This is a genomic window from Bacillus sp. YP1 (assembly GCF_000877815.1).
Classification (GTDB): Bacteria; Bacillota; Bacilli; order Bacillales; family Bacillaceae; genus Bacillus; species Bacillus subtilis.
The window spans coordinates 697,414-710,443 of the sequence record NZ_CP010014.1 but is presented as its reverse complement, the minus strand read 5'-3'; the positions used below and the strand labels follow the sequence as shown (position 1 = coordinate 710,443).

Here is a 13,030-nt window from a genome sequence, read left to right as displayed (position 1 = left end):
GGTCGTGATACATACGTATTCCGGCTTGTGCCAGATTATGAAACAAGTCTTTTGAAAAGATTTATATTCATCATATGCACATATGCATGTTTAATTGACAAACTATTTAGAAAATGGGACAAAATAACCCGCCCTATTCGGACGGGTCACGTTGCTTATCGGTTCAGCAGGCTGCCGACATATTTCAGCAGCTCATTGGCGCTCGTCGAGTTGTAGCCGTGCTCATCAATTAAACGGGCCACGACTTCATTTACCTTTTTCAGCTGCTGCTCATCCGGCGTTTTTGTTGAGGTCGTAATTTTAACGACATCCTTCAGATCAGCAAACAGCTTTTTCTGAATAGCTTCACGCAGTCTTTCATGGGAATTGTAATCAAACCGCTTGCCTTTTCTCGCATAGGCTGAGATGCGGATTAAAATTTCTTCGCGGAACGCTTTTTTGGCGTTTTCCGAAATGCCGATCTGCTCTTCGATGGATCTCATCAGCTTTTCGTCAGGGTTCATTTCCTCTCCTGTCAAAGGATCACGAAGCTTGTTTTTATTGCAATAAGCCTCTACGTTATCGAGGTAATTGTCCATAAGTGTTTTTGCTGATTCTTCATATGAATACACAAACGCTTTTTGAACTTCCTTTTTCGCAATGTCGTCATATTCCTTGCGGGCGGCAGAAATAAAATTCAAATACCGCTCCCTGTCCTCGCTTGAAATTGATGGGTGCTGATCAAGACCTTCTTTTAAGGAACGAAGGACATCGAGAGAATTAATCGATTCCATATTTTTTCTGATAATCGTTGAAGAAATCCGGTTGATCACGTACCGCGGATCAATGCCGCTCATGCCTTCATCATTATATTCTTTTTTCATATCCTCAACGTCGACAGAATTATATCCTTCCACACTTTCTCCATCATACAGTCTCATTTTCTTGACCAGATCAATATCCGACCGCTTCGGCTCTTTTAACCGGGTAAGGATTGAGAACATCGCGGCGACCTTCAACGTATGCGGGGCAATATGAACATCCGCCACATCGCTTTCTGCAATCATTTTTTCATAAATTCTCTCTTCCTCAGACACTTTTAAATTATAAGGAACCGGCATCACGATGATTCTTGAGTGCAGGGCTTCATTCTTTTTATTAGAAATAAATGAGCGATACTCCGTTTCATTCGTGTGAGCCACGATCAGCTCATCAGCAGAAATTAACGCAAACCGCCCAGCTTTAAAATTCCCTTCCTGTGTCAAGGAAAGCAAATGCCAGAGAAATTTCTCATCACATTTCAGCATCTCCTGAAACTCCATCATCCCGCGGTTCGCTTTATTCAGCTCTCCGTCAAACCGGTAAGCACGCGGATCTGATTCTGAACCGTACTCGGCGATTGTTGAGAAATCAATACTCCCCGTCAAATCGGCAATATCCTGAGATTTCGGATCAGAGGGACTGAATGTTCCAATTCCCGTACGCTTATCTTCTGAAAAGAAGATGCGCTCCACCTTCACATCCTCAATTCTTCCTCCGTACTCTTCCTCCAGCCTCATGACATTTAAAGGAGAAAGACTTCCTTCTATTCTAATGCCGTATTCCCTGTAAAAGTCATCGCGTAAATGATGGGGGATTAAATGTAGAGGGTCCTCGTGCATCGGGCAGCCTTTAATCGCATATACAGCGCCATTATCTGTCAGCGTGTACGCTTCGAGACCTTTTTTAAGCATTGTGACCAGCGTGGATTTACCGCCGCTCACAGGCCCCATCAGCAATAGAATCCGCTTTCTGACATCTAGACGTTTGGCAGCCGGATGAAAATACTCTTCCACAAGACGCTCCAGAGATTCTTCAAGCCCGAACAGCTCGCGGTCAAAAAAACTGTACTTCTTGCGTCCGTCAATCTCCTCTATCCCGCTGTCTTTTATCATATTAAAAACTCGAGAATGAGCAGATTGCGCGACCATCGGATTTTCTTTAATAATCTCCAAATAATCGGCGAAAGTTCCTTCCCATTTCAGCCGCTGCTCTTCCTCTCTGTACTTTTCAATTTTCTTTAATATATCCATAAGGACCTCCTCTATCATGTTTGATACACTATGCAAATAAGGTACTTTGATACAATCTATGCCGCCATCCCGTGATACATGCTTTGGTTTCTTAAAAATAAAGATACTTATACATCGTTGACAAGGCAGACCGCGACCGTTCATAATAAAGAAAAATACAGAATCATCCAGACTCGGACAGCACGGAAAAATTGAAGAGGGGGAGAGACGGTGAAAACAATCATCATGATGGGTGTCATTGTCACTTTTTTAGTATCAATTTTTACCGCAGGATACGAAAGCAAGCCTGGAAAAGAATAAAAAAGGGTGCTCCTGAAAGAGCACCCTTTTTGTATAACAGAACAATGTTTTACAGTTTTGTTTTTTCTTTAATCTGTGAATGCGGATCGCATTCATATTTGTTTTCGTACTCAATTGTTCCGATACTGCATCCCGGCCCGATGATCACTTCTTTTCCCCTGACAACTGCCGCTTCGGTATTCTCCAAATAAACCCGATCGCCTTCTATGACATCGGCGATCAGCTTCACTTTCTTCCGATAAAAAAAACTCGCGCGTCTTTTCACTGTAATTGTTGTTCCGCCGATTTCCTGCACATGGCTTATATCATGGCTCAATCCCAGCTTGATCTCACCCGAATTTAATAACCCCGATACATCAACACAGCCTGTGACATGGAACATTTCTGTTTCACAATCACCTTTTACGCTAAGCTTCCCTTTCACATCGCAGGATTCTCCAGTCATATTCCCGCCAATTTCAGTCTGGCCTTTCAGATTGAATCGATCAAATTGAAGTGAGCCGCTGACTTTCATTGTCCCATATATATTGATTTTGCCGGCTGTCAGATCGCCTTTACATTCACTTTCTCCGAGCACACGCAGCCGCTCAGTCTCTGCTTTTCCGAGAAAAAGGCCCGTTCCGTATATGCGGCAGCCTACAGCAGACAGCCCTTCTCCAACTACACCTTCTCCTTTGATGCTGACATTGTGATACGCGCCTCCTGCGGCATGCCCAGCGCCATATAATTTTAAATTTCCCAGTTTTGTTGTCTCCATTACGATCCTCCTTACAACTTTGTGGATGTTTCAACCGACGCGCTTGGATCACAGGTATAGTCCCCACTGTATTCGACGGTTTCAATCTGGCAATCCGGGCCGATGACCACTTTATTACCGCGCACGGTTTTCGCCTTTGTATTTGTCAATTCAATCACGTCACCTTCGATCAGCTCTGCTGTTAGAACAGGCTGCGGCATCAATCTGAGCAATGTCAGCATTCCTTTTCTGCAGGTCACTTGAAGATGGCGGCAGCCGATCTCCCGCGCATAGCTTTCCCCTGCAGAAAGCTTAATGATCACCTGGTCTGCATTTAAAAGCCCGCTGATTTTGCATTTCCCTTCTGATTGAAAGGTTTCTGTTTCACAATCTGCTTCCATGACAGCTTTTCCGCTAATGTCAATTCCATCAGCCTTGACAGTGCCGCAAAATGTTGATGATCCAGCGATTTTCAATTGTTTTGCAGATACCTCTCCTTGAATAAAACCAGTGCCATTCATCCGGATAGATTCTGCTTCAACGTCTCCATGTATCTTTCCTGAACCGCTGATGGTTACCGCTTTCGCTTTGACGCTGCCGTCCGCTTTTCCGTTTCCATTAAAAGAAAAAGTATCACACTCCACGTCCCCGGCCACTGTCCCGCTGCCATTAATCTCAACAGATTGAAATGTTCCTCCCTTTGAACTTCCTGATCCGTTTATCACCAGCTTTTCCACTACATCCATCGATGGCCCTCCTGCATAAATGTTGTTTTTAATTCCTCTGAAGCTTTTAATAAATCTACCCGTTCCACAACCTTTACGGATGATTCAAACAAAATGCTGTCCGCCGCAGCCGCTATAAAACAAGTTGTGACACCGAGCTTGCGGAGCACAATCAGCTCCGTCTGTTTTTCAATCTCTTCATTATCATGCTTCTTTAATACCTCTGCAGCCATTTTTGCTTCTGCAAGGCTGACATTTCCAGACTGCAGCAGTCCCTCAAGCACATATAGCGAAAGCAAATCGCTGGATGAAAAAACCGGACTTCCTCCGTCTTCTGAATAGGCTTCAAGAGCAGGCCTTGAAACCAAACCTTTATGAAGCAATTCATCAGCGGTCATGCTGACATCCTTCATTTTCGGCGACAGCATTTCCCTCATTTCATCCAAAGACAAATTTTCTTTCATCTTTTGAATCATTGATATACGTTTTAAAATCTCCTCTCTCGGAAAAAACGTCTCTTGCCCTGTAAATGTGGATTTACGAATAAACCATTCCTCAGGTATTAAGTTTTTCCGCTTCCATCGATACAGCTGACCGTATGAAATCGATGTTCTTTCAAGTAATTCTTTTTTAGAGATTAATTGTTCTTCCATAAGTCCAGCTCCTTTGTTGGGTACATTGTAACATAACACTGTTACGTTGTTAAGCCCAAAAACGAAACAAAGCATTTCAACATCCGCAAAAAAACCCGCCCATCATCGATGAGCGGGTTTTTTCACTATTTTAAATCACGGTAATTTTGCTGGCGCAGCGCTTCATAAACAAGAATCGCGGCAGTATTGGACAGATTTAACGATCTGACGTGCTCTGTCATCGGAAGACGCAGGCAGCGGTCCATATTATTTTGAATTAAATCCTTTGGCAAACCGCTTGTTTCTCTTCCGAACACGAAGAAATAATCCTCGTCAAGATCAGTGTAATCAAATGATGTATGAGGCTGCTGGCCAAATTTTGTAATAAAGAAAAACTTGCCTTTTTTATATGCCTCAAACAATTCTTCTAACGAATCATGATACACAACGTTAACAAACTCCCAATAATCGAGTCCGGCACGCTTCAGCATTTTATCATCCGTTGAAAAGCCGAGCGGACGAATCAGGTGTAGCGTTGTATTGGTTGCTGCACAAGTACGTGCAATATTCCCTGTGTTAGCGGGAATTTCTGGTTGATATAAAACGACATGTAATGCCACAATGTTCACCTCTGTTTTTCTTATCCGCCCATCATTATAACATTAATTACTCTTTTGTCGTATCATCAACGATATGAAAAAAGGCATATCGTATTGACGGCGTGTATGCCGTAGAATCCTCATATGACCAATACCTCATCCTGCTGTCATAAGTCTGGGCGTTGACAAGCGGCATATTGCCTTTGTCCTTTGCCACGACAATCGTTGTATGATTAAACCGGCCGTCTCCTTCGAAGTCATAGCAAATCACATCGCCCGGCATCAGTTCTTCCGCTGATTTCACCCGCACCGCACGCAGTCCGGCCTTTGAATTCGACAAATACATTTTCATAGAGTGAGCCACCGTCCAGCTGTAGCTCCATGAGCTTTGTTTCATCCACCAGCCTGATCCCCTGTTCGGATGACCGCGCATCGGCGCGCCTCCTGCATGAAGACACTGAGAAATAAAATTTGTACAGTTATCGCTGAAATTTTTATAAGCAGGATTGCGCTTGTTCCAAAATTTCTCGGCATATTGGACAGCGCCGAGACGATCGTATTGAAAAGCCCTGCCAAACGCTTCTCTTTCCTCTTCAGCTTCAGAATAGTCAATAATACTGGTCCCTTCATGAAATCCAGCCGGCTTTTTCGCAATTTCCTGATCACTAATCAAAATGTGATCATACAGGAAAGCCATTCGCTCCTCTATGTGCTCTTCTATATACAAGCTGTCATCTTGTTCCTTACACACGTATTCGTAATGAATGGTATACGAAAGGCAGGTCGTTCCGTCATCCTCAACCCGCACATGATTAATCACGGCCTTTGCTTTCGCTTTTATGATGTCAACTTTACGTTTTTCCAGAAGCTTTTTCTTACGCTCCATGACTTTAAGGTCTCCGACTTGAGACTCCTGTCTCATAGCATGCCCGTTAACCAGAAAGCCCAGCCGCTCCTCCGCTAATTGTTCTAAAATGTGCTTCAAGCTCACCCCACCCGCCATACTTTTTTATAGAGAAAAAACACTTGGATGATCTCAAGTGTTTTTTCCTTCTGCTCTATACGTATGTCAGGACAAGCCTCGTTTAGTCATGCCTGAAGCTTTTAGCAAATCAATTCCTTTTTCAATTTCCAGCTTTACCTCTTCATCCTTCTCTTTTTCCAGCGCTTTTTCAAGCTCTTCCGCGTATGCGGGGTCTCCGATTTTTCCGATTGCCCATGCGGCTGTCCCCCTGATGACAGGACGCGGATCCTTGTGCATCAGTTCCGTCAATTCAGGCAGTGCGGAAGCATCCTTAAAATGCGCAAGCGCGAGAATGGCGTTTCGCTGAATCGGTTTTTTTCCGCGCCAAGAACCTGAGACATGCCCGAATTTCTCCTTAAATTCCCGATTGCTGATGGTCAAAAGCGGCTTCAATAACGGTTTGGCAATCTCAGGATCAGGCTCCATTTCCGGATGAAGATGAAAATCCTTCCCTTTATTGAGAGGGCATACCGTTTGGCACGTATCGCACCCGTACAGGCGGTTTCCGATTTTTGTCCGGAATTCATCAGGTAAAAATCCTTTTGTCTGGGTCAGAAAAGAGATGCAGCGCTGCGCATTAAGCTGCCCGGGATTAACCAGTGCTCCCGTCGGACAGGCGTCCAAGCATTTCGTGCAGGACCCGCACATATCTTCAATCGGCACATCAGGCTCAAAAGGGATATTTGTGATCATTTCCGCCAAATACACATAAGAGCCATACTCGGGTGTTGTGATCATACAGTTTTTCGCACTGAATCCAATTCCGGCACGTTCCGCAACGGCGCGATCAGACAATTCACCTGTATCAACCATTGACTTCGTTCTGATATCCTCATGCTTGCTTTTTAGAAAATCCTCCAGCAGATCAAGCTTTTCCCTCAGCACATCATGATAGTCTTTTCCCCAGGAGGCTCTGCAAAAAATGCCCCTGCGCTCAGTTCTCGTGCTTCTCGGCGCATCCTTCATTCTGGAAGGATATGCGAGAGCAATTGCCACTATTGATTTCGCTTTCGGCAAAAGAAGCTTCGGCGTCACCCTTTTTTCGATATCCGGCTCTTCAAAGCCGGAGAGATAGCCGAGTGATTCTTGAAGAATCAAACGGTCTTTTAAACTGTCAAAAGTATCAGCGGTCGTAAAACCAATCTTGTCCACGCCAATTCTTTTCGCGTATTCAATTAATTCTTCTTTGAGCTGATAAACGTTCATGTTTTGCACAGCCTCCTTTCTTTGTGATAAAACGATACAGCGTTTATAATAGGTTGATATCACGTAACTGGAGTGAATGCTAGTGAATATCAAACTTGATTCTGTTATTACTGAACGTGCGGCCGGCTTACATGCAGCTGCTGTCATTTATGAGAATATCGAAGTCGGCTCCTCACCGCAAATGCTGAAAGGCAGACTCCGCCTGTTTCAAGAATCCTTGTTTTTCGACTATGCGGACGGCGGTATATCCGATGAATCCTTCGTCAAGGAATGGCAGAAACTCTTTAAACAGCTTAACCCTTCATTTGAGGGAGAAACAACCCCAATGGAGGACATGCTGGTCCCGATATCCAAGGAACAATTCATGGAAAGTAAAGACTCGGCCCATGACACAATCGATTTTTTCGCATTAAAATATTCTCTGCCTATTATGATTTATGATGCCGGAAAGCTTCATGAGCCGGTCCGGATCTCATTGGGAGAAAAAGAAAACATACTGCTTTTCTCTGATGAAAACGGCATTTTTGGCGATTTCAAAAACAGCGTCAACCACTATCCCGTTTCAAACGAGACTAAGAATATGCTGCAAATCATTTTTTTCCCGCCATCGATTGAGAATAGCAGCGCTGTTAACCTCTTATCATCATTAACGAAAATGTTTGAACAAATTCACGGCGGCACCCATACAGTACATTGGCTTACGTAAAAGAACACGAATACCGTGTTCTTTTTCACATAAAAAAACGCAATACTTCGTTTATCTGAGAAACGAAACACTGCGTTAATAACGTATGTATGGAGCGGGTGATGAGAATCGAACTCACGACATCAGCTTGGAAGGCTGAGGTTTTACCACTAAACTACACCCGCATTTGTGATTGTCAGCAACAGTACCGCTCTGACTTTTTTTATATTACATGTTTATTTATTTTTCGTCAAGGGAATATAAAAATTTTGTCGAAAAAAAGTTATCTTTTTGTAAAGTTGTTAAGTACCATTTACATAATGTTAAGTATACTATACAATATAATCAATCGAGATTGTGAAGGGGACAGACGTCATGATGAAAAATAAAGTAAAAGAGCTGAGGGCACGCTTCGGCTATTCTCAGGAAAAACTCGGAGAAACGGTCGGCGTCACAAGACAGACTGTGGCAGCGATTGAAAAAGGCGATTATGTTCCCTCACTGCTGTTAGCACTGAAAATCTGCAAAGCCTTCTCCATGAAAATGGAGGATGTCTTTTGGTTAGAGGAGGAAAACTAAGATGAGCATGAAAACAAAAGCAGCTTTTCACCTTGTTTTATTTGGCCTTGCATGCTGGGCGCTGATTTCATACTTTGAAGCCTCAGAAGGCATAGCATCTTTTTTCGGCACAAAGAGCGGCGGGATGGTATTTGATTTAAACCTCACTCCCTTTATTCTGTTTGTTGCGGCGTCTGCGGTTTATTTGTACTTACAGAAAAAAAGCCGCCCTGCCAGAAAGCAGCTACTTCTGCCTGATGAGTTTGAAGAGCAGGATGAAAGAGAGCAGATGATGACGGCAAAAGCATGTCGCGCGTCATATATCGCTGTCTACTTCTCGCTGCCTGCCGCAGCGGTTCTTCTCATTTTTTATCCGCTATTTCAATCGCGCATTCCGTTTTTCCCTATTATTATTGTGTTTATCATCATGATCATCCAGCACCTTTCCTACGTCATCTCTTTCAAGAAAAACGAAAAAAACTCCGGCGCGCTGTAATCGGCCGGAGTTTTTTCTTACCAGCTTGCTTTTTTCACACCGGGAATCCGGCCTTTATGGGCCAGCTCCCTGAAAGCGATTCTGGACATTTTAAACTTCCTCATATATGCTCTCGGGCGCCCCGTTACCATGCAGCGGTTGTGAAGCCTTCCCGGTGCTGAATCTCTTGGCAGCTTGCTGAGTGCCTCGTAATCTCCTTTTTCCTTCAACTCGCGTCTAATACCAGCGTATTGCTCAACAAGCTGTTGGCGTTTTAACTCTTTTGCCACTTTTGATTTTTTAGCCAAGTCACATAGCCTCCCTTTAAATCGAAATTGTTACGATTTAAAATGTATCATGCACCATTCAAAAAAGCAAGCATACCGCTTTGTAAAACAGACGGCCTGAAGCCGCCCATTCTAATGATGCAATTCCACATAATACAGTAACGCATCTTGATGCTTAATGAGCTCTTTTTTATGTTCAGAGGTGTGCATTGTCTCGTCAGTCCCTCTAATACTGCTGCCGATCAAAGCAGGCTTCTCGAAAGTAATCGGTTCCGGCGATGAAATATTCTGAGTCATTTCCTGTGTTGTGCTATCGTCGCGTTTCACCGATGAATCAGCCGCTATAGTTCCCTGTTTATCCACAATGCCAAAATGAATGGTGGTATGTTTATTCTTTCCTTCCCCCTCTTCATTCTCAAAATAAACAAATTGTATGGTATCAGTTTTTTCCTCTGAATAATCTGCACGAACCGGTCCAAACCTCTCAACAAGCTTTCCCTTTTGATAATGTTCGATGTACATGTCAGCTGAAGAAATACCTTCACCGATATTGACGGCTTCGGCAGTGAATGCCTGTGAAGCTGCGACATCCATTCTGTTTTTTTCAAGATCTGATATGTCCGCCGCTTTGATTTCCATCTGTTTTGAATGTCCGCATGCTGACAGCATAGCTATGAGGCAAATGACTGCCGCGCTTCTCAATGTTTTCAGAAAAAAAGCCCCCTTTTTTTGAATATCATACCATGTTCGGGGGGCTGTATTTTAGTTAAACTCATGCATTTTTCTCTTTGACAAAATAAGTGTTTCCTACCGCTTCTCCCCTTTTGTTCTGAAGCTTTCTCGTCCGATCATTTTCAAACGGCAAAAGCGGAAATACAAGCTCTGCAAAATAATACGCTTCTTCTAAATGCGGATAGCCGGAGAATATAAACGATTCTATGCCGAGTGCCTGGTACTCCGCTATCCGGTCGGCAATCGTCTGCGGATCACCGACAAGAGCTGTTCCTGCCCCTCCTCTGACCAGGCCGATCCCCGCCCACAGATTCGGGCTGATTTCAAGCTTCGTCCGATCGCCTTGATGAAGGACGGCCATCCGCTGCTGGCCTGAAGAGTCGTAACGGCTCAAAGCTGCCTGCGCTTTGGCAATGGTGTCATCATCTAAGTGGCTGATCAAGCGCTCTGCCGCTTCCCATGCCTCTTGTTCAGTTTCACGGGCAATGACATGCAGCCTAATGCCAAATCGAACGGATCTCCCTTCTTTTGCCGCTTGCTTTTTGACTCTTTCTATCTTTTCTTTTACTTGTTCAGGCGGCTCACCCCATGTCAAGTACACGTCTGTATGCTTTGCGGCAGCTTCAATTCCAGCCTGTGACGAACCACCGAAATAGATGGGCGGATGCGGCTCTTGCTGCGGCGGGAAAAGCAGATTGCTGTTTTCCACTTTTATATGCTTTCCTTCATAGGAAACCGTTTCTCCCTGCAAAAGTCTCCGCCAAACGGTTAAAAATTCGTCTGTTGCCTCGTAGCGCTCATCATGGCTGATAAACAGGCCATCGCCTGCCAGCTCATACGGATCGCCCCCTGCCACAACGTTGATCAGCAGCCGGCCGTCTGAAATGCGGTCTAGGGTGGATGTCATTCTGGCTGCCAGAGAAGGCTGCATTAAACCAGGTCTTACCGCGACTAAAAACTTTAAGTCCTTTGTTTCTCCTGCCAGTGCCGAAGCTGTAAGCCACGGGTCCTCGCACGATCTTCCCGTTGGCAGAAGAACTCCTGTATATCCCAGCCTGTCTGCCGCCTGGGCGACTTGTTTAAAGTAAAGATGATCCGCAGTCCGTCCATCACTTTCAGATCCTAAATATCTCGCGTCTCCATGAGTCGGTATAAACCAAAGAATTTCCATATTCATCTCCCCTTTATATCTTTTATCCTTCGTAGCTGTTTCTCCACTTTAACAGCTTTCGTTCAAGCAGCCTGACGAAGGAATCCGTCAGCTTTCCAACCACTGCAAAAATGATAATCCCTGCAAAGACTTTATTCGTTTGTGAAAACTGTCTCGCATCCATGATCATATAGCCGACTCCCGAGCTTGAGCCCATCAGCTCTGCCACAACGAGCCCGAGCCATGCAATGCCGAGCGATAAGCGAATGCCTAGCAATATATTGGGCAGGGCTGCCGGCAATATCACTTTGAATATCTGCTGATGCCATTTAAATTCAAGCACCCGGGCGACTTCAAACAGCTTCGCGTCAACCCCGCGGATGCCGTTAAACGTATTGATATAGACAGGAAAGAAGGCACCGAGCGCAATCAGCAAAATTTTAGATACTTCGTCAAATCCGAACCATAAAATAAACAGCGGCGTGACGGCCAGATGAGGTACGGTTCTAAGCATTTGCAACGACGGATCAAGATACAGCTCCGTCCGTTTGGAAAATCCGGCCAAAATCCCGATCATCAATCCAAGCCCCGCGCCAAGCAAAAAACCAAGCGCCGCCCGATAAATGCTGATTTGCAGATGGCCGAACAGTTCGCCGGACAAAATAAGCTCCTTAAAGGTCAGAACAATCGTAACAGGTGTAGGCAGCACTGTAGCAGACACAACCCCCAGCCCGCCGATGACCTGCCAGATGGCAATGATGACAGCGGGCAGTAAAAGCCCCTTCATCCAGCCGTATCTCTTCCTTCCGGGCTTTTTTCGCACCGCTTCCGCATTCGTTTTGGGCAGCGAGCCCGCAGCCTCTGCTTTCATCATTGATCACCTCCTGAGGAATGTTCCTTTAATGCTTTTTTGATAAAAGTGTTATCGACAACATCCTTCACATCAATCTTCTTATCTATCGCCTTTGTTCGAAATTGAAAATCTGCTGTTTCCTGCTGTGCTTTCACAATGTCGTCACTGATGATCTCATTAAGTGGCTCAGTATTTTTCAGCACATTTTCGACGACCTTTTTATCGAGATCTTTAATGTCAGAATATAAGTCCGCTGCTTCATCCAGATGTTCCTTTTGCCATACAACGGCTTTATTAAACACCTTCAGAAAACGGACCACTTCGTCTGGATGCTCTTCTGAAAACTTTGTTCTTACTAAAGTAAAACCCGGTGAATATAAATCTGTGCTTTCTCCGTTCACAAGGATTTTTGCCCCGTGTTTCATTGTTTCTAAGGACAAGTACGGCTCCCAAATGGACCAGGCATCAACAGATCCGTTTTCAAATGCGGAAGCTGCTTCATCAGGCTGAAGCTGAATAATTGTCACATCGTTAGCTGACAACCCCACTTGATCAAGCGCTTTATACAAAAAATCAAACCCGCTGCTGCCTTTGGCGACTGCAATTTTCTTCCCCTTTAAGTCCTTAACGTCTTGAATGCCGCTGTTTCGATTGACAAGGATGCCGTTTGCTTTCAAGCCGTCCTGAGACAAACCGATTTCTTTAAAGTCAATGCCTGCCGCCTGTCCAGCGATCACAGGCGAATTACCGACTTGAGAAAAATCAAGTTTGTCTGCCGCAAGGCCTTCAAATTGGGGCGGACCGCTTTGAAACTCCACCCATTTCACTTTGATGCCTTCTTTTTCAAATGCATCTTCGAACCAGCCTTTTTCCTTTGCGATCAAAAGCGGGCTTAAGCTTTGCTGAATACCAATACGAATTTCCTTCAATTGTTTGTGGTCACCGCTGGCTCCATTTGCTCCACAGCCTGCGAGCAGAAAAATAACGGCTACCAATACAATGAGTCCTTTTTTCATT

15 protein-coding genes and 1 tRNA gene are annotated in these 13,030 nt (G+C 44.6%); 3 read left to right on the top strand and 13 right to left on the bottom strand.

Annotated features, from left to right (window positions below; genetic code table 11):
• Positions 1 to 155: 155 nt before the first annotated feature.
• From prkA to queG, 7 genes are all read right to left on the bottom strand, one after another.
• Positions 156 to 2,051, bottom strand: coding sequence for a serine/threonine protein kinase PrkA (prkA, locus tag QF06_RS03425; RefSeq protein ID WP_003233433.1), 1,896 nt, complete (start codon positions 2,049 to 2,051; stop codon positions 156 to 158).
• A 349-nt stretch (positions 2,052 to 2,400) separates the two neighbouring features.
• Complete coding sequence (locus QF06_RS03420) at positions 2,401 to 3,108, bottom strand: polymer-forming cytoskeletal protein (protein ID WP_041851047.1); 708 nt, start codon at positions 3,106 to 3,108, stop codon at positions 2,401 to 2,403.
• 11 nt (positions 3,109 to 3,119) lie between these two features.
• On the bottom strand, positions 3,120 to 3,833 hold the full coding sequence (locus QF06_RS03415) for a bactofilin family protein (RefSeq protein ID WP_041851048.1): 714 nt from the start codon (positions 3,831 to 3,833) through the stop codon (positions 3,120 to 3,122).
• Positions 3,824 to 4,465 (bottom strand): YhbD family protein, encoded by a 642-nt coding sequence (locus tag QF06_RS03410; protein ID WP_033883013.1) that lies wholly within the window; start codon positions 4,463 to 4,465, stop codon positions 3,824 to 3,826. Before QF06_RS03410 ends, QF06_RS03415 begins: the two co-directional genes overlap by 10 nt.
• Before the next feature lie 125 nt (positions 4,466 to 4,590).
• Positions 4,591 to 5,073, bottom strand: coding sequence for a tRNA (uridine(34)/cytosine(34)/5-carboxymethylaminomethyluridine(34)-2'-O)-methyltransferase TrmL (trmL, locus tag QF06_RS03405; protein WP_010886453.1), 483 nt, complete (start codon positions 5,071 to 5,073; stop codon positions 4,591 to 4,593).
• A 37-nt stretch (positions 5,074 to 5,110) separates the two neighbouring features.
• A complete protein-coding gene (locus tag QF06_RS03400) occupies positions 5,111 to 6,046 on the bottom strand; it encodes an amidase domain-containing protein (protein ID WP_015252502.1) in 936 nt (311 codons plus the stop codon).
• Positions 6,047 to 6,112: 66 nt separating this feature from the next.
• Positions 6,113 to 7,273 carry a tRNA epoxyqueuosine(34) reductase QueG gene (gene queG / locus QF06_RS03395; RefSeq protein ID WP_041851049.1) on the bottom strand — a complete coding sequence of 387 codons (1,161 nt, stop codon included), beginning with the start codon at positions 7,271 to 7,273 and terminating at the stop codon, positions 6,113 to 6,115.
• A gap of 82 nt (positions 7,274 to 7,355) precedes the next feature.
• Here queG and QF06_RS03390 point away from each other — a divergent pair, with 82 nt between their 5' ends.
• Positions 7,356 to 7,979, top strand: a complete 624-nt coding sequence (locus QF06_RS03390; RefSeq protein WP_052500186.1) for a B3/B4 domain-containing protein — start codon at positions 7,356 to 7,358, stop codon at positions 7,977 to 7,979.
• Between the two features lie 90 nt (positions 7,980 to 8,069).
• On the opposite strand, the gene QF06_RS03385 is transcribed toward QF06_RS03390, so the two are convergent.
• Positions 8,070 to 8,143 (bottom strand) — tRNA-Gly (locus QF06_RS03385).
• 193 nt (positions 8,144 to 8,336) lie between these two features.
• Here QF06_RS03385 and QF06_RS03380 point away from each other — a divergent pair.
• The gene (locus QF06_RS03380; RefSeq protein WP_009966860.1) at positions 8,337 to 8,537 is read left to right on the top strand and encodes a helix-turn-helix transcriptional regulator; all 201 of its coding nucleotides are present in this window, start codon (positions 8,337 to 8,339) and stop codon (positions 8,535 to 8,537) included.
• A gap of 1 nt (position 8,538) precedes the next feature.
• Complete coding sequence (locus QF06_RS03375; RefSeq protein WP_003245008.1) at positions 8,539 to 9,012, top strand: lipoprotein; 474 nt, start codon at positions 8,539 to 8,541, stop codon at positions 9,010 to 9,012.
• Between the two features lie 17 nt (positions 9,013 to 9,029).
• Here QF06_RS03375 and rpsN read toward each other — a convergent pair whose 3' ends face one another.
• From rpsN to QF06_RS03350, 5 genes are all read right to left on the bottom strand, one after another.
• Positions 9,030 to 9,299, bottom strand: coding sequence for a 30S ribosomal protein S14 (rpsN, locus tag QF06_RS03370; protein WP_041851050.1), 270 nt, complete (start codon positions 9,297 to 9,299; stop codon positions 9,030 to 9,032).
• A gap of 111 nt (positions 9,300 to 9,410) precedes the next feature.
• Positions 9,411 to 9,947 carry a hypothetical protein gene (locus QF06_RS03365; protein ID WP_003245073.1) on the bottom strand — a complete coding sequence of 179 codons (537 nt, stop codon included), beginning with the start codon at positions 9,945 to 9,947 and terminating at the stop codon, positions 9,411 to 9,413.
• A 103-nt stretch (positions 9,948 to 10,050) separates the two neighbouring features.
• Positions 10,051 to 11,181 (bottom strand): FMNH2-dependent alkanesulfonate monooxygenase, encoded by a 1,131-nt coding sequence (gene ssuD, locus QF06_RS03360; RefSeq protein ID WP_003245787.1) that lies wholly within the window; start codon positions 11,179 to 11,181, stop codon positions 10,051 to 10,053.
• Positions 11,182 to 11,203: 22 nt separating this feature from the next.
• A complete protein-coding gene (locus QF06_RS03355; RefSeq protein ID WP_080332603.1) occupies positions 11,204 to 12,034 on the bottom strand; it encodes an ABC transporter permease in 831 nt (276 codons plus the stop codon).
• Positions 12,031 to 13,029, bottom strand: coding sequence for an aliphatic sulfonate ABC transporter substrate-binding protein (locus QF06_RS03350; protein ID WP_041851051.1), 999 nt, complete (start codon positions 13,027 to 13,029; stop codon positions 12,031 to 12,033). Before QF06_RS03350 ends, QF06_RS03355 begins: the two co-directional genes overlap by 4 nt.
• Between the last annotated feature and the right edge of the window lies 1 nt (position 13,030).

What these genes read in the sequence shown, in the direction of transcription:
- QF06_RS03415 (WP_041851048.1), bottom strand. Translation starts at nt 3,833, where the DNA reads ATGGATGTAGTGGAAAAGCTGGTGATAAACGGATCAGGAAGTTCAAAG.
- QF06_RS03380 (WP_009966860.1), top strand. Translation starts at nt 8,337, where the DNA reads ATGAAAAATAAAGTAAAAGAGCTGAGGGCACGCTTCGGCTATTCTCAG.
- QF06_RS03410 (WP_033883013.1), bottom strand. Translation starts at nt 4,465, where the DNA reads ATGGAAGAACAATTAATCTCTAAAAAAGAATTACTTGAAAGAACATCG.
- QF06_RS03355 (WP_080332603.1), bottom strand. Translation starts at nt 12,034, where the DNA reads ATGATGAAAGCAGAGGCTGCGGGCTCGCTGCCCAAAACGAATGCGGAA.
- ssuD (WP_003245787.1), bottom strand. Translation starts at nt 11,181, where the DNA reads ATGGAAATTCTTTGGTTTATACCGACTCATGGAGACGCGAGATATTTA.
- QF06_RS03365 (WP_003245073.1), bottom strand. Translation starts at nt 9,947, where the DNA reads ATGCTGTCAGCATGCGGACATTCAAAACAGATGGAAATCAAAGCGGCG.
- QF06_RS03400 (WP_015252502.1), bottom strand. Translation starts at nt 6,046, where the DNA reads ATGGCGGGTGGGGTGAGCTTGAAGCACATTTTAGAACAATTAGCGGAG.
- QF06_RS03420 (WP_041851047.1), bottom strand. Translation starts at nt 3,108, where the DNA reads ATGGAGACAACAAAACTGGGAAATTTAAAATTATATGGCGCTGGGCAT.
- QF06_RS03350 (WP_041851051.1), bottom strand. Translation starts at nt 13,029, where the DNA reads ATGAAAAAAGGACTCATTGTATTGGTAGCCGTTATTTTTCTGCTCGCA.
- queG (WP_041851049.1), bottom strand. Translation starts at nt 7,273, where the DNA reads ATGAACGTTTATCAGCTCAAAGAAGAATTAATTGAATACGCGAAAAGA.
- prkA (WP_003233433.1), bottom strand. Translation starts at nt 2,051, where the DNA reads ATGGATATATTAAAGAAAATTGAAAAGTACAGAGAGGAAGAGCAGCGG.
- QF06_RS03375 (WP_003245008.1), top strand. Translation starts at nt 8,539, where the DNA reads ATGAGCATGAAAACAAAAGCAGCTTTTCACCTTGTTTTATTTGGCCTT.